At 45.9% G+C, this 25,575-nt stretch carries 26 protein-coding genes and 2 pseudogenes; 12 read left to right on the top strand and 16 right to left on the bottom strand.

What is annotated here, in order from left to right; all coding sequences use genetic code 11:
* Positions 1-376 precede the first annotated feature (376 nt).
* Complete coding sequence (gene mtnK / locus ORJ01_RS14390) at positions 377-1,570, bottom strand: S-methyl-5-thioribose kinase (RefSeq protein ID WP_306178619.1); 1,194 nt, start codon at positions 1,568-1,570, stop codon at positions 377-379.
* Positions 1,571-1,658: 88 nt separating this feature from the next.
* Between mtnK and mtnA the strand changes: the two genes are divergently transcribed.
* A complete protein-coding gene (mtnA, locus tag ORJ01_RS14385) occupies positions 1,659-2,687 on the top strand; it encodes an S-methyl-5-thioribose-1-phosphate isomerase (RefSeq protein WP_306178618.1) in 1,029 nt (342 codons plus the stop codon).
* Between the two features lie 89 nt (positions 2,688-2,776).
* On the opposite strand, the gene ORJ01_RS14380 is transcribed toward mtnA, so the two are convergent.
* Positions 2,777-3,145 (bottom strand): PH domain-containing protein, encoded by a 369-nt coding sequence (locus ORJ01_RS14380; RefSeq protein WP_306178617.1) that lies wholly within the window; start codon positions 3,143-3,145, stop codon positions 2,777-2,779.
* A gap of 238 nt (positions 3,146-3,383) precedes the next feature.
* Between ORJ01_RS14380 and ORJ01_RS14375 the strand changes: the two genes are divergently transcribed.
* The 4 genes from ORJ01_RS14375 to lepB all read left to right on the top strand — a co-directional run bounded on the left by ORJ01_RS14375 (position 3,384) and on the right by lepB (position 7,520).
* Positions 3,384-3,713: a helix-turn-helix transcriptional regulator gene (locus ORJ01_RS14375; RefSeq protein WP_306178616.1), complete on the top strand. Its 330-nt coding sequence runs from the start codon at positions 3,384-3,386 to the stop codon at positions 3,711-3,713.
* A 29-nt stretch (positions 3,714-3,742) separates the two neighbouring features.
* Positions 3,743-4,798, top strand: a complete 1,056-nt coding sequence (locus ORJ01_RS14370; protein WP_306178615.1) for an alkene reductase — start codon at positions 3,743-3,745, stop codon at positions 4,796-4,798.
* A 336-nt stretch (positions 4,799-5,134) separates the two neighbouring features.
* Positions 5,135-6,322: a GGDEF domain-containing protein gene (locus ORJ01_RS14365; RefSeq protein WP_306178614.1), complete on the top strand. Its 1,188-nt coding sequence runs from the start codon at positions 5,135-5,137 to the stop codon at positions 6,320-6,322.
* A gap of 493 nt (positions 6,323-6,815) precedes the next feature.
* On the top strand, positions 6,816-7,520 hold the full coding sequence (gene lepB / locus ORJ01_RS14360) for a signal peptidase I (RefSeq protein WP_306178613.1): 705 nt from the start codon (positions 6,816-6,818) through the stop codon (positions 7,518-7,520).
* Here the strand turns inward: lepB and ORJ01_RS14355 are convergent.
* From ORJ01_RS14355 to ORJ01_RS14325, 7 genes and pseudogenes are all read right to left on the bottom strand, one after another.
* The gene (locus ORJ01_RS14355; protein WP_306178612.1) at positions 7,517-7,717 is read right to left on the bottom strand and encodes a hypothetical protein; all 201 of its coding nucleotides are present in this window, start codon (positions 7,715-7,717) and stop codon (positions 7,517-7,519) included. The two genes, lepB and ORJ01_RS14355, sit on opposite strands and share 4 nt — an antisense overlap.
* 304 nt (positions 7,718-8,021) lie before the next feature.
* Positions 8,022-8,594 (bottom strand): hypothetical protein, encoded by a 573-nt coding sequence (locus tag ORJ01_RS14350; RefSeq protein WP_226751387.1) that lies wholly within the window; start codon positions 8,592-8,594, stop codon positions 8,022-8,024.
* Between the two features lie 554 nt (positions 8,595-9,148).
* Positions 9,149-9,262, bottom strand: a pseudogene (locus tag ORJ01_RS14345) (IS5/IS1182 family transposase); the annotation flags it as partial.
* 119 nt (positions 9,263-9,381) lie between these two features.
* The gene (gene zapE, locus ORJ01_RS14340) at positions 9,382-10,845 is read right to left on the bottom strand and encodes a cell division protein ZapE (RefSeq protein WP_306178611.1); all 1,464 of its coding nucleotides are present in this window, start codon (positions 10,843-10,845) and stop codon (positions 9,382-9,384) included.
* 428 nt (positions 10,846-11,273) lie between these two features.
* On the bottom strand, positions 11,274-11,648 hold the full coding sequence (locus tag ORJ01_RS14335) for a hypothetical protein (protein ID WP_306178610.1): 375 nt from the start codon (positions 11,646-11,648) through the stop codon (positions 11,274-11,276).
* A 280-nt stretch (positions 11,649-11,928) separates the two neighbouring features.
* The gene (locus ORJ01_RS14330) at positions 11,929-12,453 is read right to left on the bottom strand and encodes a hypothetical protein (protein ID WP_306178609.1); all 525 of its coding nucleotides are present in this window, start codon (positions 12,451-12,453) and stop codon (positions 11,929-11,931) included.
* A gap of 138 nt (positions 12,454-12,591) precedes the next feature.
* Positions 12,592-12,888: a hypothetical protein gene (locus ORJ01_RS14325; RefSeq protein ID WP_306178608.1), complete on the bottom strand. Its 297-nt coding sequence runs from the start codon at positions 12,886-12,888 to the stop codon at positions 12,592-12,594.
* Positions 12,889-13,233: 345 nt separating this feature from the next.
* On the opposite strand from ORJ01_RS14325, the gene ORJ01_RS16205 reads away from it, so the two are divergent.
* From ORJ01_RS16205 to ORJ01_RS16195, 3 genes and pseudogenes are all read left to right on the top strand, one after another.
* Entirely contained in the window at positions 13,234-13,386 is a 153-nt protein-coding gene (locus ORJ01_RS16205) for a phage integrase N-terminal SAM-like domain-containing protein (protein WP_371930766.1), read from the top strand.
* Positions 13,368-13,481 carry a hypothetical protein gene (locus ORJ01_RS16200; RefSeq protein WP_371930765.1) on the top strand — a complete coding sequence of 38 codons (114 nt, stop codon included), beginning with the start codon at positions 13,368-13,370 and terminating at the stop codon, positions 13,479-13,481. The genes ORJ01_RS16205 and ORJ01_RS16200 overlap by 19 nt, the downstream gene beginning before the upstream one ends.
* Positions 13,462-13,593, top strand: a pseudogene (locus ORJ01_RS16195) (tyrosine-type recombinase/integrase); the annotation flags it as partial. The gene ORJ01_RS16200 and the pseudogene ORJ01_RS16195, both read left to right, overlap by 20 nt.
* A 574-nt stretch (positions 13,594-14,167) precedes the next feature.
* Here ORJ01_RS16195 and ORJ01_RS14315 read toward each other — a convergent pair.
* Positions 14,168-15,151, bottom strand: coding sequence for an MDR family oxidoreductase (locus ORJ01_RS14315; protein ID WP_306178606.1), 984 nt, complete (start codon positions 15,149-15,151; stop codon positions 14,168-14,170).
* Positions 15,152-15,186: 35 nt separating this feature from the next.
* The gene (locus tag ORJ01_RS14310) at positions 15,187-15,813 is read right to left on the bottom strand and encodes a TetR family transcriptional regulator C-terminal domain-containing protein (protein WP_306178605.1); all 627 of its coding nucleotides are present in this window, start codon (positions 15,811-15,813) and stop codon (positions 15,187-15,189) included.
* 374 nt (positions 15,814-16,187) lie between these two features.
* Here ORJ01_RS14310 and ORJ01_RS14305 point away from each other — a divergent pair, with 374 nt between their 5' ends.
* On the top strand, positions 16,188-16,511 hold the full coding sequence (locus tag ORJ01_RS14305; RefSeq protein ID WP_226751378.1) for a YajD family HNH nuclease: 324 nt from the start codon (positions 16,188-16,190) through the stop codon (positions 16,509-16,511).
* 162 nt (positions 16,512-16,673) lie between these two features.
* On the opposite strand, the gene ORJ01_RS14300 is transcribed toward ORJ01_RS14305, so the two are convergent.
* Complete coding sequence (locus tag ORJ01_RS14300; protein WP_306178603.1) at positions 16,674-18,767, bottom strand: choice-of-anchor I family protein; 2,094 nt, start codon at positions 18,765-18,767, stop codon at positions 16,674-16,676.
* Positions 18,768-18,907: 140 nt separating this feature from the next.
* Here ORJ01_RS14300 and ORJ01_RS14295 point away from each other — a divergent pair, with 140 nt between their 5' ends.
* Positions 18,908-20,065 carry a serine hydrolase gene (locus ORJ01_RS14295; RefSeq protein ID WP_306178602.1) on the top strand — a complete coding sequence of 386 codons (1,158 nt, stop codon included), beginning with the start codon at positions 18,908-18,910 and terminating at the stop codon, positions 20,063-20,065.
* A 467-nt stretch (positions 20,066-20,532) separates the two neighbouring features.
* Here ORJ01_RS14295 and ORJ01_RS14290 read toward each other — a convergent pair whose 3' ends face one another.
* The 4 genes from ORJ01_RS14290 to ORJ01_RS14275 form a co-directional block, all read right to left on the bottom strand.
* Positions 20,533-21,441, bottom strand: coding sequence for a LysR substrate-binding domain-containing protein (locus tag ORJ01_RS14290; protein ID WP_226751369.1), 909 nt, complete (start codon positions 21,439-21,441; stop codon positions 20,533-20,535).
* 178 nt (positions 21,442-21,619) lie between these two features.
* Positions 21,620-22,162: an acireductone dioxygenase gene (locus ORJ01_RS14285; protein ID WP_306178601.1), complete on the bottom strand. Its 543-nt coding sequence runs from the start codon at positions 22,160-22,162 to the stop codon at positions 21,620-21,622.
* A gap of 6 nt (positions 22,163-22,168) precedes the next feature.
* Entirely contained in the window at positions 22,169-22,843 is a 675-nt protein-coding gene (mtnC, locus tag ORJ01_RS14280) for an acireductone synthase (protein ID WP_306178600.1), read from the bottom strand.
* Entirely contained in the window at positions 22,840-23,481 is a 642-nt protein-coding gene (locus tag ORJ01_RS14275; RefSeq protein ID WP_229586060.1) for a methylthioribulose 1-phosphate dehydratase, read from the bottom strand. Before ORJ01_RS14275 ends, mtnC begins: the two co-directional genes overlap by 4 nt.
* A 143-nt stretch (positions 23,482-23,624) precedes the next feature.
* Between ORJ01_RS14275 and ORJ01_RS14270 the strand changes: the two genes are divergently transcribed.
* Positions 23,625-24,773 (top strand): methionine aminotransferase, encoded by a 1,149-nt coding sequence (locus tag ORJ01_RS14270; RefSeq protein ID WP_306178599.1) that lies wholly within the window; start codon positions 23,625-23,627, stop codon positions 24,771-24,773.
* The gene (locus tag ORJ01_RS14265; protein ID WP_306178598.1) at positions 24,761-25,537 is read left to right on the top strand and encodes an amidohydrolase; all 777 of its coding nucleotides are present in this window, start codon (positions 24,761-24,763) and stop codon (positions 25,535-25,537) included. Before ORJ01_RS14270 ends, ORJ01_RS14265 begins: the two co-directional genes overlap by 13 nt.
* Positions 25,538-25,575 lie beyond the last annotated feature (38 nt).

The following is a 25,575-nucleotide window of genomic DNA, read 5'->3' as shown; positions in this document are numbered from 1 at the left end:
CAACCTTACAACAAAATCATTATGGCAGTTTGGCATAAGGTGCAGTGCAAGAACCAGTTTAGTAGGTAGCTATAGTGTAACTAAATGTAAACTTGGCTTTAATAACCCCTGCGCTCAGTGTCGCTTGGGCAGGGGGCTTAGGGCTTGTTGATGTTTGATGGTTGTTTTTGCAGCTGAATGGCTGGTATTTATACAAGGCAGAGCTTGTGCCGTGTAGTTATTCTACATAAACAAGCGACCCGTTTGTATGGAACAAACGGGAACAGCTTGCTGGCCGCAGGCGAAATATAGGATATATTTCGTATAACGTAGTAGAAATGCCAGCCACACGCTGCCCGAACAAAATCTAAACAGCAAACGTCAACAAGCCCTAGGCTTATACCGGCAATAAATCTAAAACTTGCTCAATACTGTTCAGGCTTTGGCGCTGCATAATAAAACGGCGGCCAAGCTCGATAGCCTGTTTTTCGATGCTGGCGCGCTGTTGCTCACTGCTGACTTTATCTAAGTCGGCCACATGCGCTAACCCTACGGTACGCCGGATCAGCTCACAGCCAGCATAGCCAATGGCATCAGCAAAAACCTGCTGCAAAAATTGTTTTTGATATAAGCTGTTACGCAGCATCGGATCTTGGCTGTCTTGGCTCATTAACTGGCTAAATTGTTCAGCGAATACTTGCCACAGTGTTAGGCATTGTTGGCGCACATAGGTTTGGTGTTCAGTGACCGCCTCGGTATCTGCCAGTAACCCAGCGCAACCAAGATAGTTCAAACAAAAGTTAGCCAGTAACGAGCCAACATCAAAGCCGATAGGGCCATAAAAGCCAAATTCGGCGTCGATCACCTTGCAGTTTTCAGCATTGACAAAGATACTGCCGCTGTGCAAATCGCCGTGTAACAAGGCTTGTGGCTTAGATAAAAAGTCGGCTTTTAGTGCGGCGACTTCCGCTTGTAGCGCTTCGTCTTGCCATAGTTCGCGTGCGGTGCTGATAATCAAATCATGGATGTTATTGCGCTCGTGATTGCAGTAGGGATCGGTAAAAAATAAATCTTCGGTAATTTGGCAAAGATCGGGGTTAATAAACTGCGCCACGGCAGCTTTTTTTGCGGGCCCCGTCAGCACAAAATCACTGGTATAAAATAAGGTGTGCGCTAAGTAATGGCCAATTTGCGTTGCAACATGCTCATACTGTTTGCCTTTAATCAGTGCCGTGCGCAAGATGGTATATTGCTTTAAATCTTCCATCAAAATGGCCGACAGCTCAGCATCAAAATGGCGGATTTCAACGGTATGCTCAGGGCAAAAACGCGCATGTACGCGCAATACTTCCGCTTCAATACGGGCGCGGTCGGTGCTTAAAGGCCAACTTTCGCCCACACAGCGAGCATAGGGCAGGGCTTGCTTTACAATCAGCGAAGTCCCTTTATCATTCGACACACGAAACACTAAATTGAGATTGCCGTCACCAAACTCTTCGGCAGACAGCTTACTGTGATCGCCAAAGAGTTCACTGTGCTTGTCGGCAAAACGCATGGCGTCGTCGTTATTGAAAATGCGGTAATCAGTCATCGGGTTACCTATTTACTTGAGAAGAAAAACGCGTGGCAGCATAATCGCAAACCTTATAGACGTCTGCAACGCCAAATAGGAATAAGCTATGAAAAACTTGTCTGCACTTAGTCTGAAAACGCATCAGGGAGAGCTATACGTTTTAGATCAAACCTTATTACCCCATCAACAGCAATGGCTGCATTGCACAACGGTAACGCAGATGGTGACGTTGATCCAGCGTTTACAATTACGCGGCGCACCGGCTATCGGCATTGGTGCCAGTTTATTATTAGCCTATCGTGCTACTCAGGGCGATAGCCAAGCACAACTGCAAAAAGACGCCGAAATATTACGGGCCGCACGGCCAACGGCGGTGAATTTAATGAATAACTTAGATAGCATGCTTGAGGCTATTCAGCAGACGGATTTTGTCAGTGCCACGGTCGCGTGCGCCGAAGCATTATTTGCGGAAGATGTGGCGTTGTGTCAACTGATGGCAGAGCACGGTGCGGCCTTAGTGCAACCGAATGAACAGTTATTAACCCACTGTAATACCGGTGGTTTAGCTACCGCAGGCGTGGGTACGGCGCTAGGTGTGATTAATTTAGCGCATCAACAAGGCAAAAATATTCGGCTGTGGGTAGATGAAACGCGGCCACTATTGCAAGGTGGTCGTTTAACCGCGTGGGAGTGCCAGCAATTGGGTATTCCGTATCAGCTAATTTGCGACAATATGGCCGCGATGTTAATGGCGCGCGGTCAGGTCGATCGCATTTTTGTGGGGTCAGATCGTATCGCGGCCAATGGTGACTTTGCCAATAAAGTAGGTACTTACAGCCTTGCGGTATTAGCGCACTATCATCAGGTCCCCTTCTATGTAGTGGCACCGCATACCACCGTCGATTTAGCCTGTGCCGATGGCAGTGTCATCCCTATTGAACAACGAAATGCCGATGAGGTACGCGGGGTCAGTGGCGCCTTTGGTCAAACCTTGTGGGCACCCGAGGAAGCACCGGTGTTTAACCCCGCGTTTGATGTCACGCCAGCCAGTTTAGTCACCGGTTGGGTGCTGGATACCGGAATTTACAGCCAGCAAGATATTTCCGCAGGGGTATTGCAGCAACTATTTGGCTAAGGCCTTTAGCGACTCAACAACTAGCAATGATAACGAGAGCAAAAATGCCGGTTATCCGCCCGAGGTTTAGGGTGGCAACACCGGTATTTTTACAGAATGCTTAGCGAGATATGCTTTGAGATCTCAACAATGGCAGTGCTGCCTGTAAATTCAAATCTTACCTTACCGACTGCAGATAAATAAATTTCCAGCTCAGAATCGAGATCGAACGTGCCCGACGTTTCTACTGAGTAAGCCACGATATTTTTGTAGGGTAGCGAAGTAAAGTCCTTTTTGCTGCCGGTAATACCTTGCACATTAACCGCAATAATTCTTTTATTGGTGAATACCACGCCGTCACGCATCGATTTATACGAATCGATAACGGTTTCATTGTCTAACAACAGTGCCGAGACTTTTTCAGCAAATTCACTGTTTTGTTTCAGTTTAAAGACGCTTTTGTTATTAAAATCGATCATGAAATATCCTTGTTAGCGATGTTTGGTCAACAAGCAAAAAAGACAGCTTAAAATAAACAATGCAATAACGCTAATGTGGCTTTGTTTATTTGCCTTAAATCGTGCTGGTGGCTATTGAAAAAGCGTTAAGCCGTTTCGTGCTGCCACCTTGGCATTATTTTGTGTTTACCCCCTTGAAATCGCTTGCTGCCATCTACATATATCGGTTTATCGCGATATATAAATAAACCTATGCCTGATGACGACAACCTCAACAACACCGCTAACGGCCAAGCAATTGGACGACATGATCAAAGCGCTGGCGCATCCGGTGCGTCGCGACATAGTAATCTGGTTAAAAACCCCAGAGCAGTATTTTGCTGATCAAGAACATCCACTAAGTTTAGGGGTGTGTGCTGGCAAAATTGAGCGGCAAACCGGTTTGTCGCAAAGTACGGTATCAGCGCATCTCGCTACGCTGCAGCGTGCCGGGATTATCTGTAGCCAGAAGGTCGGGCAATGGCATTTTTTCAAACGTAACGAGGCGCTGATGCAGCAATTTATGTTGCAACTTAGCGCCGAGCTTTAATTTCTCTTTTCAACGTACAGGACAACACTATGCCAACCTTATTTGATCCTATTCAAGTGGGCGATTTACAGCTAAAAAACCGCATTATTATGGCACCGTTGACGCGCTGTCGCGCCAGTGCCGGACGCGTACCCAATGATTTAATGGTGGAATACTATACACAGCGCGCCAGTGCGGGCTTAATTTTAACCGAGGCAACCTCAGTAATGCCTATGGGCGTGGGCTATCCTGATACGCCTGGTATTTGGTCAGCAGAGCAAGTGGCTGGCTGGCGCAAAATCACTTCCGCTGTGCACCAGGCCGGCGGCAAAATTATGCTGCAATTATGGCATGTGGGGCGTATTTCTGACCCGCATTACCTAGATGGTGAACTGCCGGTAGCGCCAAGCGCCATTGCTGCTAAAGGGCATGTTAGCTTAATGCGCCCGAAAAAAGATTATGTCACCCCACGCGCGCTGGAAACCGCAGAGTTGGCGGATATTGTAGCAGCCTACCGCCAAGGTGCTGAAAACGCGAAGTTAGCGGGTTTTGACGGCGTAGAAATTCACGGCGCCAACGGTTATTTACTTGACCAGTTTTTACAAGACAGCACTAACAAGCGTACCGACAACTACGGCGGCAGCGTAGAGAACCGTGCCCGATTGATGTTAGAAGTGACCGATGCCGTAATTGAAGTGTGGGGCGCAGGGCGTGTGGGTATGCATTTAGCACCGCGCGCAGATGCACATGATATGGGCGATTCGCAGCGTGCCGATACCTTTGGCTTCGTTGCCAGCGAATTAAGTAAGCGTGGTATTGCCTTTATCTGTAGTCGCGAAGCACAAGCTGCGGATAGCTTAGGGCCCAAGCTGAAACAGCTCTTTGGCGGTGTCTATATTAGCAATGAGAAGTTTGATAAGGCGGCTGCAAATAAAGCCTTGGCTGAGGGCATTGCCGATGCGGTGGCCTTTGGTGTGCCTTACATTGCTAACCCGGATTTGGTGGCGCGCATGCAGCAAGATGCACCACTGAATGAGGCTAAGCCTGATTTGTTTTATGGCGGTGGTGTAGAGGGTTACACGGATTATCCGTTTCTACCTCAGTAATTAGCCCTCACGTTAGGCTGGGAATAAAGAGCAGTTGCCACAATGGCACTGCTCTTTTTTATTATGTTCAGCTACGTTAGGGTTATCGCTATTGCAGTGGGCGTGTTAAGCGCATGTGTTACTCAATGAGTGCAAATAACGGCTTTAGACCTTGCTAAATCTTAATGAGTGTCAAAATGTTGCCAGCATTCTTCGGAAAGCTTGCGGCTTTTTATGACTAACTGTATAAATCAGGCAGGGTAGCGGTTGGCTAAGGCTCACCCAACCAATGGCCTTATTTAAGGCACCGAAGAGTTTTTGCTGTGCGCTTCGCACCCTGATCTGGGTTTACTGTTAATGCCGTTATTTTTGTTATCACCCATTTTTATGTTGTTACTGGTGCACTGGCAGTTTGCGCCACAGGCTGCCGCGATTAGCCAGTTATTTCCTGTGTTAGTGTATGCGATGTTGCTGTTAACCGCAGGGTTGGCGGTGCTAATGCGGCAATGGCATTGGTTGTACAGTGCCGTATTGTTAGCTAGTCATTATTATGTGGTTGAAATGGCGCTGACAAGTGAGCAACTTGCAGCAATAACGATGTTTCTGCCCTTGCTGATCACCCTGTTATTTGTGTTACTGCAATTAAAACCTAAACCACAACCTAGCACGCTATCAGGCGTGTTCCTGCTGCTTGTCATACTGTTTGCACCGCCCGCCATGCTGGTATTACCGCTTGCTGATATTGTGACGCAGTTATCCCTGCCGGAAACGTTTTTAAAGCCGGTTTCTGACAGCGTTGCTATTAATTGGGGCACCCTTTGGTGGATGGCCTTAGTGGCGACGGGCTGGTTAAGCATGCTCAGTTATCATAGTGCTAATAGCCAGCGTTGGGGGCAGTTTGCTGCGTGGTTAGCAGTGATGCTGTGTTATCCCTTTATCTTGTTCGAGCAAGTCGCCGGTTGGGTCACTTTGGCGGCAGGTTTAAGTTTGCTGCTCAGTTTAACCAGTCAGATGCTGCACCTAGCTTATATTGATGAACTGACCCAATTACCCCAGCGGCGAGCGCTGCTGAACCACTTAAGTCGCTTAGGTAAACGCAGCGCGGTGACCATGCTAGACGTTGATCACTTCAAAAAGTTTAACGATACGTATGGCCATGATGTTGGCGATCAGGTGCTTAAGTTGCTTGGCTCGATTTTGGCTAATCAGTCGGGTTTAACGGCTTATCGTTATGGCGGCGAAGAATTTACCTTGGTGTTTCATCATAACAATCAACAAAAGCTGGCTGAAAAGCTAGAGCAAGTGCGTGAAGCCGTGGCAGAGTATCCATTGGTGATCCGTCAGCAACAGCGGCCAACAGACAGTAAAGATGGCAAGCAACAACGCGGCAGTGCCGCCGCAAACAAAACCGTGCATGTCACCATCAGTTTAGGTTGCGCCTTGCGCAATAGCGGTGAAAGTACCGAGCAATTACTAAAACGCGCCGATGAAGCCCTGTATAAAGCGAAAAAAGCCGGGCGTAATAAAGTGGCGTTTGCTAGCTGATAACAGCGGTATAAGACGTTGTTTTGTTTGAAGCTGAGTGTTTAACCTGCAGTTGCTTAGGGTGCAAATTTTTCAAGTCGGTGACGAATTTACAGTCTAAACTTTCAACTTCTAGGTGGTAACACGTGAATCTTAATAAGGGGGAATATACTGTGAAAAAAAATCTACTCGCCATACTTACTGCACTGGCCATAACCGCGTCATACTTTTTGTTAAATGCGGTTTCCCCAGAGATGACATTAGGTATTAAAGCCACGTTGATGGCGGTATTCGCCACATTGTTTTACATACTTTTCGCAACGCTACTCAAGAAAAATTAAATTCGATTGTGAGATTCATCGGAAGCCATCTGATGAGGTCTCGTTAAACGCCAAGTACTGTAGCGATTAGCTGATCAGGCTATCGGTATCTGACTCCGAAGCTTTTCCCGAAGCTTTTTGGATCGTAATTTATTGTACCAATGGCAAGGTTTTTAAATATAAAGGAACGCTGAGTGAAAGAGACAAGAAATCTTAAATTTGTTTTTTTTAACTTAACTTTCTTTACTATATGCTCCTACATGCTTCATAGCTACGTTATTTACTTTGGTTTTCTTTATGAGCTTTTATCAGCAGTGTTGTTAATGATTTTAGCTTTTATGCAGAGCTTCGCTGTATTTAAAAAAAGAAGGTCACTTGGCGTTATCTATTCAATAACCGCGCTCATGATACTATTTTATTCAATCAGGGTGGGCGGAATTAATGGGTATTATACAACCTATGCTACTGGGCTCTCTAGTTATCCAACAGTGAATGATGGTGACTATCTGATGGTGTCACCAATGTTTATGAGTGTGAGAAGAGGTGTTTTCATCCATTTTCAGCTTGATGACGGGCAGGATTTCGCAAAACGTCTATATGGTTTACCCGGGGATAAAATACATATTTGTAATAATTCAGTTTATGTTAACAACTACCACTATTCGCTAGCGAATGATTGGATTGGTGATCATATTAATGAGGGTCTTGTTTGCTCGTCAAGAAATCACAACTTCACTTTAGGAACGGATGAATTTTTTGTGCTTGGCGACAACACAGTTGCAAGTATAGATTCGAGGCACTTTGGACCAATAAAAGCTACACATATTCGAGGAGAAATTATTTATAAATATGGTGCAAGATATGGGTTTAACAGTTTTTCTATTGACGAAAGTTTTTAGACTCTGACTTTAATTGAAGCATTTTTTTGCTGAATGCTATCAGATGCCGAGCTTTCAGAGCTTAACGTTTTCGCCGTTGGCGAGATACTTTCTTTTGCGTCGCCAAAAGAAAGTATCCAAAGAAAATGCGACCCCACTTCCGCTCGAAAGCCCAACTGCTCATGCGCTGTCCAAGGCGAAAACGTAACTCGCGCCATGCTTCGTCGCCGCACTCAAACACCCGTTTTCTTAAAACCTTGGCCAACGATGATCAGTCGGCACGCTCAAAGGGTAATAAAAGCCAGAGCGGTAAATAGCTTGTTTGTGCAAAGCGGACATTTCACGGGGTCATCAGCAAAGACTGCTTTATATCTTACAGCGGGCAATACTTAAACCAAATGTCACGCTTGTTCGACGACGTATATCTGAAAAACTATCTTAATTAAAGCCCTATCTGAATCATCTTCAATGTTAGGCTTTTAATGGTTTGCAATGAGTTGTGAATGGAAAAATCCAGTGCGGTTATTTTTTCCGCGACTCAGTCGATACACTAGCTCTGTAGTCAATCCAACGTTCTCTTAATGACTCTATTAATGCCAGAGCAATAAAGAAAAAAGCTAGACTAAAAGGATTAGGATTGTAATGAATGCCTAAGCCTCTAACCGGATGAATTAACGGTTTATTTGGATTTGCCAAATCAACTGCATAAATCCTTAAAACACCATCAGTGTTAGTGCTGAAACTGCCTTTTGTAATTTTCGTATAAAAAACGACTTGTTGTGGAGAATCAGAGTACTTAATGGCTTCTGATAAGTTCTTGCACTTTTGCCAACCTCGGAACCAAATCTCCTTTTCCTTAAAAGACGTAAACAAAATAATATCGTCTGGGCCAGATATTCTAGAATTACACCTAAACGAGTATAGAGTCCCCTCTACCTTTGTTAATTCAGCCTTATCGACGCCATCAGTGTAGTACCTGAAATGCCACGTTAAATACAACAACACAGCGATTAGTATAATTTGAAATGGCACAGGCAAGCGTTTTAACCAAGCCATAGTTTTAGATCGTTTAGGCATCGCTGGGATTTTTTGCACGACTTACTCCCTTTTTTTCTCAGTCTCGTTCAGTCTTATTGACTCGACCTCTACCACTGGAACTCCACCAGCCATCTTAGCAATATCTCTTATTTGGGAAGTGGCTCCAGCCTCATCACCTATATTGTAGCGATAAGCTTGGTTTTGCCGCGTAAAAAAGCAAAAAATCAGCTTGCCGCTTAATAATCTGTTTTTATAAATGCGCTTGGTCTGCTTAGCGCTTTTTAAACTACAGCGAACGCAATAATGAAAAAATGGGGGCGCGTAATAACCTGATGATAGGTAGCGTTGCGGCTATTAACACTAAGACCAGCATAAAACAGCTTGCCAATATTAATAGAGCAGGTATTAATGAAATTTGGAAACTATTTAGCCAGCCAGCCAGCTGGGCTGAGCAGCCAAACGAGTAATGCAAAGGCTAAGGGCAGGCTGATGATGGCTGCGATTAAAGCTTGTTCCCACACTTGGAATATCCTACTCGTGGCTAACGTAAAAGATATTAGGGTCAGATGAACATTAATCTAGAAACCTTCATCTGCCCCCGGTTTTCCCGCAAGGAGTTGAGGCCAAGGCAACAGAGCGTCCATCCGTGATAAAAAGATCTCTTTACGCGTTGTACGACGCTTGTTGGAAAACTCACTATCTGCAAAAGTAAGTTGATGGCTCATGATGCGTTCTTTATGAGTTATCATTTGTGGCAGATTATTTCATATTAGGGACTTATACGCATGTTCCCTAGGTAAAAATCTGACATAGTTTCAATGGTTTGCAAGGTAAAGAGCTTTCGTCATTGCCGTCCCCATTCCTTTCCACCCATTTCTACCAACCGAGACGCTGCTCGTCGAAAGGAAAAGGCGAGATCATTGGCGGCTGATAATTGTGCCAGTGACACGCCACTTCGACCCGTCGCCGACCACTCAAATTGTTCACCCTCTTTGGTGCGAATCATGGTCGTCGCAAAGGAACTCGAGTTTCCCCCCTTCTCACTAACAAACAACTCTTCATTTCCATCACTGCTTTCAACTTGCGCTTCAAACTCGACAAATAATTCATCGAGCGGGACTTTTGCCGCTAGCACCAAGCGGGTGCGAGATTCATAACACACGTCAATGAGGGTCACGAATCGACGCGCTTCGTCATGGAGATTGGCGTCTAATTGCGGCACGCGGTCCATGATGAGGACCTGAAATCGGTCGCAGAGGGAAATATAATCAGCCGCGCCGAGTGGTTGGTAGCATAACTCGGAAAAGTCAAACCAGGCGCACCGGTCATTCAATCGGGCGACCTGGACGGTGCGACCGAAAGGTACGTGAATGGCCTCGGCCTCAGTTCCGGATGCAGTGCTATCAAATATTTCTTTCAACTGCGCCTGTATGTTGTTATCACTATTATTATCGCCGTGAACATCTTTGTTTGACCAAAAATAGGATTGACCATCAGCTCGAGTTTCGAGTCGATAATCCTTGACGGAATCCTCCATGGAAATAATGTCGAACCTGTGTTTTAACATGTCTATGAATGGCAAAAAGAGGGATCGGTTAATGCCTCCCTTATACAAGGCATCGGGGGAGCGATTCGAGGTGGCCACCACCACGACATTCCAATCCAATAATAATAAAAAAAGTCGTTTCAAAATCATGGCATCGGCAACGTCTGTTACTTGAAATTCATCGAAACAGAGGAGTTGGGCTTCCTGTGCCAATTGCTGCGCAATGATGGGTATCGCATCATCTCGTGGGTGCTTCTGTTTGTAGACAAAGATTCGATGATGGACGTCTAGCATGAATTCATGAAAGTGGACGCGGCGTTTGGTAATTTTTACGTGTTTGAAGCTGTGGCTGTCATTATTACAGCAAGAATCATCAGGAACATTAACCGACGCGTAAAAGAGATCCATTAGAAAGCTTTTGCCGACCCCGACCGGTCCATGAATGTACATGCCTCGCGGTGGTGGACCAAAAGACCACAAATGGAATTTCTTTCGAAGAAAGGACTGAGCGGATGCCAAGGATCGCGTCAGTAACAGTAACAGCGGACTGCTGCTTGTAGAGCTGCTCTCTGTCGGTCTGTCGGTGCGCACGGGTACTGGTGGGAGCGAGGTAAGAGACTCGTGCAGGGCATCGAGTTTTGCCGCCAGAGCGACTTGCGCGTCATCTCGTCGCACCTCCTCCGCATCCACCTTGCGTTCATACGCCGCTGTCACGGGGCCTGTCGGGAGGGACCGCCGAGCAACGCGATGTTGTGCTGCCATATTCTTCATCACCGTCTTCATCATCAACATGATGAGTTTATCAACATGGTAAGGAAAGTACGATCAAGTCCGCTTCTTCCCGCTTTTTTCGATTGTCTCAGGTCTAGGAACTTATTCGCAATTTATCTCGTCGGTTTCCCCAAGATCTTCGAGGAGTTGCGAAAGTGTATAAGAGATATTAGGGTCAGATGAAGATTAATCAAGAAACCTTCATCTGACCCCGGTTTTCTCAGTTAACAAATCTATCGGAAATGGAATCGCTACCACGACAAAAATCAAAGCAAAAAAGGTTGGGCATTTAATAAAGTTAATGGGATTAATTGCCTAACGCTTTGCTAATTGGCTGCCGCAGCGCAGTGTAGGGAGTCCAGTGGAGGCCACGCTTTTTGTGGCCGGAACGAAATTTAGCAACTTGTTATACGTCATCTTCAAAGGCAATCAATTCCTAAGGCACATACAGTGTAGATAGCAATTAAAGGGAAAAACGCCGTATAAAGAGCTGAGAAAACACCTGCAAACCAATGAATAAAGAGTGATGAAGGTTTCTTAAAAAAACTGGCTGCAACAAGCATTAATATAATCGGACTCCCATACATAATAATGTTGCTCAAAGCATACTTAATTGGGGGCTGCACTATTCCATAGGGAGAACTTTCGAAGAAATACCCATATGCACCAAGCAGAATTACTACAAACAATACTATAGAAGAGACAGGAATTGCTCCTATTCTCATTCGTAACCTAAAAATCAATTCAGCAGCCGCGAAAAGAAGTAAGAAAATAGTGATTAATACCGTGGCCAAGATACTCTCCTTGACGTATAACGCTTATTCGGCGGGTCGACTCGCTTTTAAACACGGGTTAACCTGCCTTTGTAAATTTAATGTGCGAAACATTACACCGCTTCTTTTAAACTTACAATGACTTATAGGTACAGCTGGTATTTGTGCCAGCAACAAATACGGGTTAACCCGTCTAACAAAGCGTGAGTTAGGCTTGGGCATTATGTGCATACAAATACAGCGGTTTTCGGAAACTAAATACCAGAACGAATATCTGCTTTTGGTACAAATCTGCCATCCCCTACTTGCTTTTTAACCCCACTGCTGCCAGCTGCTGCAATTGCTCAAGCTGCAGTTCGGTAATACCAAACTGCTTTAACCGCAGGGTTTGCTTAAGTTCCAGGCTTTCTATCCGAAATGTTAGTACTTTGCGGTTGGGGTTTAGCTTTAAGCCGCTGATATTGTGCCAGGGGTAAAACTCGCTGCCGGCGATGCCATCGCTTAGCGTGATGCCATCAAGGCTAGCACTAAAGGTTTTCGGCTGCCTTGCGCCTATAGCAATAGAACAAAACAGTGCTAACAGCGGTGCAATTGCCAGCAGCGCCATTAAACGGCCGCTGTGGCGCGGTTCCAGCGCTATTAACGCTGGCAGGTACTTATAGCCAAAAAAGGTGGCACTTAAGATAATGCCATTAACCAGCAGGATCTTATAAAGCTTGTGTGTGCGGCTAACAGAACTTTGCTGCAGTATCATTGTTATAGTAATGGGTTGAGCCTTATTTAATAACCAGCTACGGTGTAACAGCACGCTAACGATTTTCGTCATGTAGCAACAGTATTTCAGGCGATAATGTCGCCGGTTTTATCATCCAAAACAACCAACACATAACGCAAAGCACACGGGCGACGAGCCGCGCAGCGGGTTGGCGTCCCAGCGACCGCAGGGCGCAAGTGATGCGCATTGTTAGCTTTGCATATCAATTTCAACAACTTGAGCCTCTGTAAATATACTTTTAGCTTTTTCAAACACGATATCTCTATTAGCTGGATGAACTGTAATATCTATTGCGTTATCTGATAGCGTAAAAAGTGTAAGACAACCAGCTATTTGGATTTTTGATATATCAGACTTTTTTATCAATCGTCCTTTGGTGTTATAAAAACGTGAGTAAGAATTTGTCCTTACTTGCACGGTTGTACCTAAATCACTAAATGTTCTTTCGACTTTATCCAAATAGTTAATAGGAATCATTGATTCCAACTTTATTACCAATACAAAAAATAGTATGGAGCCAATCAAAAATATCAAAGTGTCGATAAATGCCTCCGCAAAGCTAACAGTTATTATGTAGACCTATCAGTAACACCCGAGAGGTAAAAATAAATATATACCTATGAGTTTACCGAAAATCAATAACTTGAGAAGCCAACCAAGCATTTAATTCACTTTAAATTTACCATGTTACTGAGAAGTCTCAGTAACACCCCACATCCAAACAGAGTAAACATACGCAACATCAACAGCCTAGGTTAATTTAGCCCTGTTTATCGGGTGTATTACTGAGACTTCTCAGTAATACACCCGATATTCAACAGGAGGATTAATATGGCTAGCTCACTTTTCCTTGAAAGTATTAGGCAGGTTTTGTGCACTAAACATTACTCAATTCAAACTGAGAAAACGTATCTACTGTGGATAAAACGCTTCATTTTATTCAATAAAAAAAGCATCCTAAAGACATGGGAGAGCAGGAGGTAACTGGTTTCTTGACCTATTTAGCCGCAAATAGACAAGTTACTGCGTCCACTCAAAACTTGGCACTCTGCTATCGTACTAATAAAAGCAGGTACTGACATACGCACGGTTCAAGAGTTGTTAGGGCATACAGATTTGAAAACCACTCAAATATACACGCATGTCATAGGGCAACATTCATCTGGGACATCGAGCCCGATAGATCGGTAATGTGTAACCAAAACCGGACTCAATGTCCGGTTTTGCAGTAAAGCAGACATTGGCATATGGATTATGGTGCGGTGATGGATCTCTGCTTTTCGCTCAAAGCAGTCATAATCTTAAATCGAAATACTCCAAAGGCTGAAGTGCTTTTAAATCCCATTACGTTGCAAGCCGTGCAAGTTTGCACGACCAAGGTTTTAAGACGAGGGGTGTTTGAGTGAGGTGCGGTAGCGCCGAGCGAGTTACCTCGTCGCCTTGGGCGGGCAAAATTGAACGGGCTTTCGCCGCAACGTGGGTCGAATTTTCTTTGGTGACTTTCTTTTGGCGAAACAAAAGAAAGTTACTCGCCAACGGCGAAAAAGTGGTTCATTTAATGAGTAATTGCGGACATGCGCATAGACATTTTGATGCGGCAGAAATTTCTGTTGTTCGCTCAATGCAGCTATTTAATACTTTTAGGCAAGAGAGTAGGGGTTTAATTTTTTATTAATTAAACTCAGTGACGCAGGCGAATTATTTCGCTGCTGTTAAATCAAAACTGCCCGCAAAAACGGGCAGTTTATCAACCTAACTCAAAGCATTACTCAGCGACTTTCACAATTACTCGGCCGCGTACTTTACCTTGTAGCAGGTCGTTCGCGGTTGTGACCACTTGCTCTAAGGTAATATCGTGGCTGATGGTGTCAAAATCTTCTGCCGTTAACAATTCACTTAGGCGTTGCCAGGCTTCAATGCGATCTGCTAATGGGCGCATTACGCTATCAATGCCGTATAACACGACACCGCGCAGGATAAAGGGCGCCACGGAAGAGGGAAAATCCATGCCTTGTGCCAAGCCGCAAGCGGCAACGGCACCACCATAACGGGTGCTAGCACAGGCGTTGGCGAGGGTATGGCTACCGACGCAATCGACAACACCCGCCCAACGTTCTTTTTGCAGCGGTTTGCCCGGTGTACTTAATTGTTCACGGGCTAAAATATCTGTTGCCCCAAGTTTTTTCAGGTAGTCACTTTCTTCAGGCCGCCCGGTGGCCGCCACTACGTTATAGCCCAGTTTGCTCAGTAAGCGCACCGCATAACTGCCCACACCGCCATTAGCGCCGGTGACTAGAATTTCACCTTGCTCAGGGGTAACGCCATGTTTTTGCAGCGCGAGCACACATAGCATCGCGGTGTAGCCCGCCGTTCCTACACCCATCGCTTGCGCTGGGCTAATGCCTTTAGGAAGCGGGATCAGCCAATCACTTTTTAAACGGGCTTTTTCAGCTAAGCCACCCCAATGACCTTCGCCCACCCCAAAGCCGTTGAGCAGCACCTTATCACCGACTTGAAAACGGCTAGAATCAGATTGCAAGACTTCGCCAACCAGATCGATGCCGGGCACCATGGGAAAGCTGCGCACAACCGGCGCTTTGCCCGTGATCGCCAGAGCGTCTTTATAATTGAGGGTACTGGTTAATACTTTTACGGTGACATCACCGGCAGGCAGTTGATGCTCGTCTACGGTTGTTAACTCGGCGCGATAACCTTGCTCATCTTTATTAATTAAAATGGCCTTAAACATACGATTCTCCGTTTTACAGTGGGGTGTAATTAAAATTAATGGGTAAGTTGTTTCAAAAAGAACTGACCAAATTGCTGTAACGGTTGTGCGGATTGCAGCAAGCGCGCCCGCGCGACCGCACCTTCCCAACCGATCCAAAATACTTCTGCTAAAGCTGCTGGGTCTTTATCTGCCGTGATCTCAGCTTGGGCTTGTGCTTGTTTTAAGCAATTCGCGACCAATGCTTGCCAGCTGCTATAGGTCGCCACAATAGCGTGGCGAAAGGTGTCGGGTAATTGCGGTAGTTCCAGTTCTAAATTACCGATCAGGCAGCCCCGACTAAATTGATACTTAGCCATACCGTTACTGGCATCGCTCATAAAATGGCTAAGCCGTTGCAGAGGGGGATAACGGGGGTCGTTAAGATGTTTGCTTAATTTCGCTTCAAAGTACTGGCGATAGTGAGCTAATACTTCTAACCCATAAGCTTCTTTGTTTTCGAAGTAATGATAAAACGAACCTTTGGGGACCTGCACCGAGCTTAATATAGTATCCAAACTGCTTTGGTTAAATCCTGACGAGGTCAACCATACTAAGCCTGCGCGCAGCAGCACGGCCTTGGTATTCGGATCGGCATCTTGGTTTTTCTTCGGTCGGCCGCGTTGGCGCTTTTGGTTATCCATAGCTCACTTTAATTAATTAGACTGCTTGGTCTAATTTAGGCCAACTGCTGCCATTTTGCAAGCGACAGGGCTGTCGACTTTGGTCTAGGTGTTGAGAATGTTTAGTCTAAAAGACGCGGTAAGGACCACAATGGTTTAAAAATGGGTGGCAGCCGCTAAGTCATTTAAGCTCAGGTATTAACCCCTGCGGTTACGCCCACTCAATGGTGTTGCTGCAATAGAGAGAGCCGTTGCAATAAGCTGCATTTTTTGCGGTGACGCAGCGCTGATGAATTGCATCAATCAAACAGGCTGGTAAGATAACCCTTCATCGAAATGGTTTGCCTCGCAGTGGCGGTTATCTGCCATGCCACCCCAAAAATACTAGGACAGTCATGAGCAAAAGTGCTTATCAGCAACAAGAGCAAGGTTATCGCGATAAAGCGTTAAAAATGTACCCCTGGGTTTGTGGCCGTTGTGCCCGTGAATTTGTGCATTCAAACCTGAGAGAATTAACGGTGCATCATATTGATCATAATCACAGCAATAACCCTGCAGATGGCAGCAATTGGGAGCTGTTGTGTATTTATTGCCACGATAACGAGCACAATAAATTCCACGAATATGTGTTGTATGGCGGCACCACCGAGCAAAAGGTCGCAGCGGCAACGCATAATCCTTTTGCTGATTTAAAAGCGCTGCTGAATAAACCTAAATAAGGACGGTTACTCTCTTTTCTGGCCTGGTTTTGGCTGTCCGTAGCGGCAAACCTGTTACTGCTCAGTTACGTTATTGGCAAATGGTAGTTTAGGCGTTGTGTTAAGGCCTAACACCTGCGTGATTTCGCAGCAGGTGTTAGGCGATAACGTCAAGCGCAATGTTTACTGTAACTGGATATGATATACGCTAGTGGTGCCACTGACTTCATTGCCAACAAGCAGCATGGGTTGGCCGCTAGGTGAATGTTTTGCGGGTACAAAAAATAAACCTTCAGGGCCCAAGTCGCCGCTGTTGCTTAAATTGAGTGACGGATCAGCTTCATCCCAAAAATCACGGCTATTCAAATAATCTTGGAAAACAGGTGCTGCAGGATTACTGATATCAAATACCACTATACCGCCCATCCGCTCTAAGCCTATAAAAGCATAATGTTTATTGCCAATTTTACCGACAGCTAAGCCTTCTGGCTCCGGCCCTTTATTATCGCTGCGATTGTCAAAGGCATCACCTTCTTCATGGTTGCTGTTAAACCAGTCTTTGCAAGGTATGTCGCGGTTACTACCCAGCATACAATCGTCACTGGCTAGCAGCTGTTCTAAAAAGTCGCCAGAATCATATTTTAATGACATATCTGTGGTATCCCAGATGGCAAAGGAGCGCGCCCCGTAGGTATAGAGTTTGTCATACATCAATCTGTCGCCTGTTTCACCCAACGCAGGTAAAGTGCCATCAGCTTTGTAAAGCAATGGCGAGCCATCAGCATGAGTTTGGTAACCCATGGTCCAACTCACGTTTACGCGGCCTAACAGATCATCTTCGCGACAGTTGCCGGGTTCGCCCAGCGCTGCGCCACAGTAAGCGAAAACGCTGGGGTTAAGTAGGGCGCCGGCTGCTAACTCACGTAAATGGGCGGGTAAGTCATCGCCACAGCGGCGATCAAAACCGTTACGATGCACTAAGTGTTTAACGCGGAACTCTTCGATAAACCCCTCGTTGGTATCGCCATTACAAGGGGTGTTGCCGGAGGTACCAAAATATGCAGCGTTGTTTTCGCCCCAAGCTCGGGCATCACCCTCGTTGGCAGTGATGAGATAAGTAGTATTGCCTACTTGATAAGCGGCCATCGCATCAGGTTGGTACATACCGGTGATACCGGGCCATTGCGCAATATTAATACTGTCTTCGGTATCACTCAGGTCAAGGCCTTGGCCACTGGCACCATGATCTTTAAAGCCTAAAGGCAAAATAGCGCTGATACTGGCGCTCTCAATATCTATCACCGCAACGGCATTATTTTCTTGTAAGACCGCCCATGCGGTTTTACTGTCTGGTGCAACGGCAAGATATTCAGGTTCCAGATCTTGAGCCACGCTAGCATTGGGGCCATACACCCGAACACCGGCAGTTAAGAGTTCGGCTTTTGCTGTGTTGAAGGCGTTAAATCCGGCCGTGCGCACTTGTGTTTGAGTGATATTATTCAGATCACTGACACTAATTATGCTGATTGATCCTTCAGGATCAACTTGATAATCGTCACTGGGCTCACCTTCATTAGCAACTAATAAAAACTGACCATTTGGGGTAAAGGTGAGCATATCAGGTAGCGCACCTACTTGTACCTGAGCCAGTTTGCTCAAATCTTCAGCGCGATAAAAGGCGACAAAGCCGTTATCTGTTTTATTTGCAGCTTCAATGGCTACTGCAATAAGTCCTTTGTATATTGCTACGCTATTAACTTTTGCACCCGCAGCGATATCTGCCACGGAAATGCTGCCTATTTTTATTGGGGCGATTGGATTGTCTATGGCTAACACATCCAGCTCACCCAGTTGAGCGTTAACGACAAAGCTGCGTTGTGTTGCAGGATCAAATGTGACTATTTCAGCCGCGCTCTGCCCAAATGCATTGCTTTCATAACGACCAGCAAATGCCAGCTTTATGCGGTTAGGCGTGCTTTCTGCTGCAGCGGCATTACAGAGTAAAGACGTTTGCGAGACTTCGCTATCATCGAGCTGATCATTACGATTGCTGTCTAAGCCTGTTTCCAGTTTTACCCCTCCGACATCACAATCACGATCTAAGCCAATGTGAGTTGTGCGGATCAAGGTGTTGAAGCCAGTGGCGCCATCCGAACCGGCTAAACCGGTAGCGCCATCGCTGCCATTTTCACCATCGTCACCAGAACAGCCGGCCATTATTAGCGCCATGCTAGAAAAACAGATTAACTGAGCCAGTCGAGTTTTGTTAAAGCGCATTATCATCTCCAGGGTATGTGCAAATGAAAGCACTTTAAGCAGTAAAGATGACAGCGGGGTGTTGTTTACATGACCAAGTTGTGACAGTGGCGCCATTACTGTTAGCATGGGCTTTAAAACCGATTTTAGAAGAGCCCGCTATGAAGTTAACGTTGATCAGTGCCTTAATGTTATTTAGCAGCGTTGCGATTAGCGCTGAAACTTACTTTCCCCCGGCCGGTACTTGGCAGCAGGTTAGCCCACAAAGCTTGGGCGTTAACGCTAGTAAACTGCAACAAGCGGTTGATTATGCGATTGCCAGCGAAAATCCCGCCGCCAAAGATCAAGCCCTAGTGCAAGCAACCACCTTTGGCGCACGCGAACCCTATGATCAGATTATTGGCCCAATGTCGGTAAGAGCCGCGGCCAATGGCATGGTGATTTATCAAGGTAAAGTGATTGCGACTTGGGGCGATACGCAAAGTGTCGATATGACACACAGTATCAGTAAAACCTTTTTAACCACGGTAACCGGTTTGGCGTTGCAGCAGGGCTTGATCCACAATATGCAGGATTTAGTTGGCCCTTATTTACCTTCAGCGAGTGAGCTCTTTGCCAGTGAGCACAATCAGCAAATTCGCTGGGATCATTTGCTGCGGCAAACCAGTGATTGGCAGGGAACCTTATGGGGTAAACCGGATTGGGCCGATCGCCCGGAAGGCGAAGCAAAAGACTGGCCTAATCGGCCACTTTATACGCCGGGTAGCCGTTACAAATACAATGATGTGCGCATTAATGTGCTGGCGCTGGCCACCACCTATGTTTGGCGCAAACCGCTGCCGGTGGTGTTAAACGAACGGATTATGCAGCCAATTGGTGCCAGCAGCACATGGCGTTGGCACGGTTACGACAACAGCTGGATTGAACTGGATGGCCAGAAAATCCAAAGTGTTTCTGGTGGGGGGCACTGGGGCGGCGGTATGTTTATCAATGCTTGGGATTTAGCGCGTTTTGGTTATTTATTTTTACGTGACGGCAATTGGCAAGGCCAGCAATTAATTAGCCAAGACTTCATTCGTGCTGCCAGAACGGGCGGCAGTGCCAAAGCCGATTATGGTTATGCTAATTGGTTTCTCAACCCCGGCCGGCAAGCGTTACCGGCTGCACCAGAAAGTGCAGTAACCTTTCAGGGCGCTGGGCGTAACGTGATTTACCTCGATCAAGAGCATGATGTACTGCTGGTTGCACGCTGGATTGGAAATGGCGATGAGTTGAACCAGTTGATTGCTAAAGTGTTGGCGGCGCTACCAAAAAAATAAGCAAAGCACTTCATTGTCTAATTCATAACACTGAGACAGTAAAAGTTAACGGGGTATTTTTGATAAAAAAATGCCCGGTTTATAAAAACCGGGCTAAGACAAGGTAGACAGGTAAGGGTAGGTTAAACCCTTCAACAACTTTAACCGCTGCATTCGAATCTCGAACACGGGTTAACTATAGAATTTTGTAGCGATCGGTACAAACGATAAAAAAAAACCTGATAGATTAAATTTATTCAACTGTATTATGGGAACTTTTTAAGGTTAATAAAGCGGCGATAATAGCCTAAAATGCAGTAAATACGGGGTATTTGTGCAAAGAGTAGTCGATTAGGCTGGAAAATTTGCGGCTGCGAAATAAAGAAAAAATAGTCATTAACGCGACTTGGTAATTATTAATAAATTAGCTTGAGCGAGTAAGAAGGCGATTGGCTGTTATGGTCTTAGCGCATATTGCAGAGAAATCATCACTTAGTCATGGCGGGTAAAGAGAAGTCGGCGGTATGAAAGCTTTTTAAGATCCAATCAATCAGCAGTTTAATTTCCGGACGGTCGGTATCATCATTATGTTGCACGAGGTAATAGCGATCGCGACTGACTAACTCTTGTTCAAATAATTTAACTAAAGAGCCGCCAGTAAACCATGCGTGGCTGATGGGCATTGGAATTAACGCAACGCCCAAACCCTGTTGCGCAGCACGTGCCACACTAAACATACTATCGAGTTGGATAATTTGTTTCGGCTGAAATTGATGATAACCGACACGTTCTGCCCATTGATGCCAAGCAGTCGGCCGTGCTTGATGCAAAATTAGCGGTGTTTTTTCTAATACCCGGTAGCCTTTGTTATGCAATTTTTGAAACAGCGCCGGGTTACAAGCGGGTAAATAACTGATCGGGAATAAATCGTAAACGGAAGCGTCTTCAGGTTTTTTACCGGATAGCACCACAGAGACATCGGTATACTTAGTGTTTTCGCGTCGTGATTTAACGGTTTCTAACTTTAAGTTGATATTGGGGAATTGCTCTGACCATCCCCGCAAACGTGGCACAAACAGTTCACTGGCAAAGAATTCAGGCATGGAAATACTAACTTCACGCACGCGCTCAACTTGGCTAAATTGGGTAATGGTTTGGCTTAACTGTTCCAGTAGCGGTTTTATTTCAAGATAAAATTGCTTGCCCGTTTCGGTTAATTCTATGGCCCGCGTTTTGCGTTCAAATAAGCTTAAATTTAAATTGTCTTCAAGTTGTTTGATCTGATGGCTGACAGCAGAAGGCGTTAAGTACAGCTGTTTAGCCGTATCTTTGAAGCTTAAACATTCAGCTGCAACACAAAAACAACGTAGACCGCGTAGCGGTGTTTGCAAAGACATAAAAGACTTACCTGCAGTAAAGCATGGGATAAATTGGTTAGTTTAGATGTTAAGTATGACAAAATTAATGCAAGAGCTGAACCACTAAATGCAATATCTTCGCATTCAGTGGTTTACTGGCAACAATAAGCTGACTTTAAGCACAAGATGCACGAAGTTGGTGCATTTTGCGCTAAATTTAGTCTAACAGCGGAAACTGACGAGACACTGTACTGCCGGTAAAATGGGCGACCCAGCCTTCGGTATTATTAAAAAAACGGATAGCGGTAAAATCTGGGGCACTGCCCATATCAAACCAGTGCGGTGTGTTGGCAGGCACGCTAATTAAATCATTTTGCTGACATAACACTTGATAGATTTCATCGCCTAAATGTAAGCAAAATAAGCCTTGGCCTCGCACAAAAAATCGTACTTCATCTTCCGTGTGGATGTGCTCATCCAAAAATTTTTGTCGCAATACCGCCTTGTCAGGATGGCTTGGATGCAAAGAAATGACATCGACAGTGCTGTAACCTTGCTGTTGTTGTAGTTTGGCAATATCTGAGGCATAAGCCAACATTACTTGCTCAGCGCTGCTGTTTTCATCAATAGGTGCATTGGCTTGCCACTGCGTAAATTGTACGCCTTGTTGTTGTAACTGCGCGCTGATCTCATTAGCGTCTGTTGAAACAAAGCGCGCTTGCTCGGGTTGGTTAATAGCAAAAATATGCAAAGTACTCATGCGTATTTATACCTCTATTTGATAAAAGTTTTCGGCAACGGGGTGATCGCTAGCGGCTTGTTGTTCACGGATTAACTGCACCGTAGCCATGCCTGCTTGTCGGGCGGCATCTAATTCTGCGACGACATCGGATAAAAACAACACCTGTGCTGGCGGCAATTGCAGCTGTTTTAAAATAGCTTGATAACTGGCTAAGTCGCGTTTCCCCCCAATGCGCGTATCAAAATAGCCACTGAGTAAGGGTGTAAGATCACCCGCGTCAGAGTATTTAAACAAGAGTTGTTGGGCAGTAACAGAGCCTGAGCTGTAAATGTACAATGGAATACCGCGCTGTTGCCACGTCTGCAATTGCGCTACGGCATCGGGATACAGATGGCCCGTAAAATGACCTTGCTGATAACCCTCTTGCCAAATCATGCCTTGAAGGCTTTTTAACGGCGTTATTTTTTGATCGGCATCTAACCAGGACAATAAGGCACTAATGCATTGTTCTATATCTGCTTCTGGTTGCTGTAGCTGTTCGCGCACGGCGGTGAGTTCCGCCAAGACCGCCGGTTGCTGTTGATGCTGACGAACAAAAGCCGCTAAATGTAACCGAGCATAAGGAAACAGCACCTCAGTGACAAAGCTAATGCGTGTTGTGGTGCCTTCAATGTCGGTAATAATGGCTGAATAAGTCACGGTTTTCCTGTAATTTTTAGACGTTCAAGCTCGCAGTTTATGAGAAATTCCCAGCCTTCTAAATGCCTTTTTGCTTCAGCTAAACTGTATCCCCACACATAAAGACCATGGCCTCTAACTAACAGCGCAAATGGTAAGGCTTTGCTTTTCCAGCGTTGCTGTACTTGTCGAGCTAAAGCCGGAATATCTTGGGTGTTGTCAAAAATCGCTAAAGTGAGCGTTTGCTCATGGCTCTGAATGCCGCTGATGGCTTTTTGCATTTCATAACCACGAAATGGGTAGTTATCGGCACCGATCAAGCGAGAAAAAACGGTAGCATGCACGGAATGGGTATGCAGAACGGCTTTGATCTGAGGGTCCAGTTGATAAAGCTGAGCATGCAGTGCGGTTTCTGCCGAGGGAGTACCGTATTGGCAATGCAGTTGATCGGCTTGCCAGCTCACCGGTAATAAATCTTGTGGGCTAAGTTCACCTTTGTCTTTACCTGATGCGGTAACCAACGCCATATTGTCAGTTTGACGGATCGAGAAATTGCCGCCGGTGGCGGGTACCCAGTGGCGGCTGGCGATCCAACGGCCTAAAGTGCATAGCGCAATAGCGTTTGGATTAAGTTGTTGCACCTGTGCGGTATTATTCATCAGAACCTTACCTTCATAACGGTTTGCCTCATCGCGGGAAATAATAAAGCCATACGTTTAAGTGTTTAAGCGTATAGATGTCTATACATGAAATAAGCCAAATGATAGCATTGAAGGCGGTTTTCGCAACTTTTTCTGCACTTATGTCGATAGTTTCCAAGTTACCTGCGGTAGGTACCACCATCTTTAGTCAGATGTCGCAATTAGCGGCAGAGCATCATGCCATTAATCTGTCGCAAGGTTTTCCGGATTTTGCAGCTAATCCGTTCCTGTTACAGCGCTTAGCTAAGCACAGTGCGGAGGGTTTAAATCAATATGCGCCGATGCCTGGTGTGCCGATGTTACGAGCACAAATTGCGGCGTTAACCGCGCGTTGTTATCAGCGACAGGTCTGTGCCGATAATGAGATCACGGTAACGTCAGGTGCAACGGAAGCCTTATTTGTGGCAATCCAAATGCTCGTGCAGCCTGGTGATGAGGTGCTGCTGTTTGATCCCGCCTACGACAGTTATGCTCCGGCAATTCAGTTAGCCGGTGGTACGCCCGTGCATGTTAGGCTGCAAGCACCTGATTATCAGGTTGACTGGTCACTAGTATCCGCGGTGATGACGCCTCGGACCCGATTAATTATCGTCAATAGCCCGCATAACCCCACCGGTATGGTGTTTAAGGAATCAGACTGGCTGGCTTTACAGCAGTTGGTGCTGACACATCAACTGTATTGCATCAGTGACGAAGTGTATGAGCACATGGTGTTTGACCAGGCCGCACAACTGAGCGCGCATTGCTTCGCGGCATTAGCGGCGCGTACCGTGGTGGTATCCTCTTTTGGTAAAACCTTTCATGTTACTGGCTGGAAATTAGGCTATGCCATAGCCCCGCCTTCGTTCACCGCTGAGTTTAGAAAGATTCATCAATATGTCACCTTTGCCAGTTTTACGCCCGCCCAATATGCCATTGCGGATATGTTGCAACAGCAGCCGGAACAGGTTGCCGAGCTGGGGCAATTTTATCAGCAAAAGCGCGATTTTTTTGCTGCGGCGCTAGCGACTAGCCGATTTACCTTGCTTCCCTGTGCCGGTACTTACTTTCAGTTGTTAGATTACAGTGTAATTGCTGCCGAAATGACCGATGTGCAGTTTTGTCAGTGGCTCACCACTGAGCATAAAGTGGCAGCCATTCCGCTTTCTGTGTTTTATCAGCAAGGTTCAGCAGATCGGATTATTCGTTTATGTTTTGCTAAAGAGCAACATACTTTGGCGCAGGCTGCGGAGATCTTATGTCAACTTTAAAGGTCGCGGTGCTGCAAACCACGTTAGTGTGGCAAGATTGCCACGCAAACCTGACTCAGTTGACGGCGCAATTAGCTGATTTAGAGCAGGTAGACTTAATTGTGCTACCCGAAATGTTTAGCACTGGCTTTAGTATGGATAGCGCCCAAGTGGCAGAGCCTGAACCGGGTGAGGCCTTGTTGTGGTTAAAACAGCAAGCTGCGTTGTATCAGGCGGCCATCACTGGCTCAGTTGCTGTGCGCACGGCAGAAGATCATCGGGTAAATCGATTATATTTTGTGACGCCGGATGGCGCAGTGCAATTTTATGATAAGCGGCATTTGTTCCGTATGGCCGGAGAGCATCATGCTTATCAGGCTGGGCAGCAGCGCGTTATTGTTAATTACCGTGGCTGGCGCATCTTGCTCCAAGTCTGTTATGACCTGCGTTTTCCCGTATTTAGCCGTAATAAAAATGACTATGATGCGATGATCTACGTTGCTAACTGGCCAGCACCGCGCAGTCGTGCCTGGTGGGTGTTATTGCAAGCGCGGGCGATTGAAAATCAAGCTTATGTGTTTGGCTGTAATCGGGTGGGTGAAGATGGTCATGGCATGCAGTATGCGGGTGACAGTTTAATTGTGGACTATCTTGGAAAGCCAATAGCAGAGCTTGCCGCAGACGAAGCCGGAGTGCTCTATGCCACAGCCGATCTTAAGGCATTACATGCTTTTCGTGAAAAATTTCCAGCCGCTTTAGATGCCGACAACTTTAACTTGGTTTAGCGTTAAAACGTGATCCGCCATACTGCCTAGCAGGGATG

The organism is Alishewanella sp. SMS8, from assembly GCF_030737935.1.
Lineage (GTDB): Bacteria > Pseudomonadota > Gammaproteobacteria > Enterobacterales > Alteromonadaceae > Alishewanella > Alishewanella maricola.
Note: the sequence above shows the minus strand (reverse complement) of the source record. Positions and strands in the feature narration are given on the sequence as shown.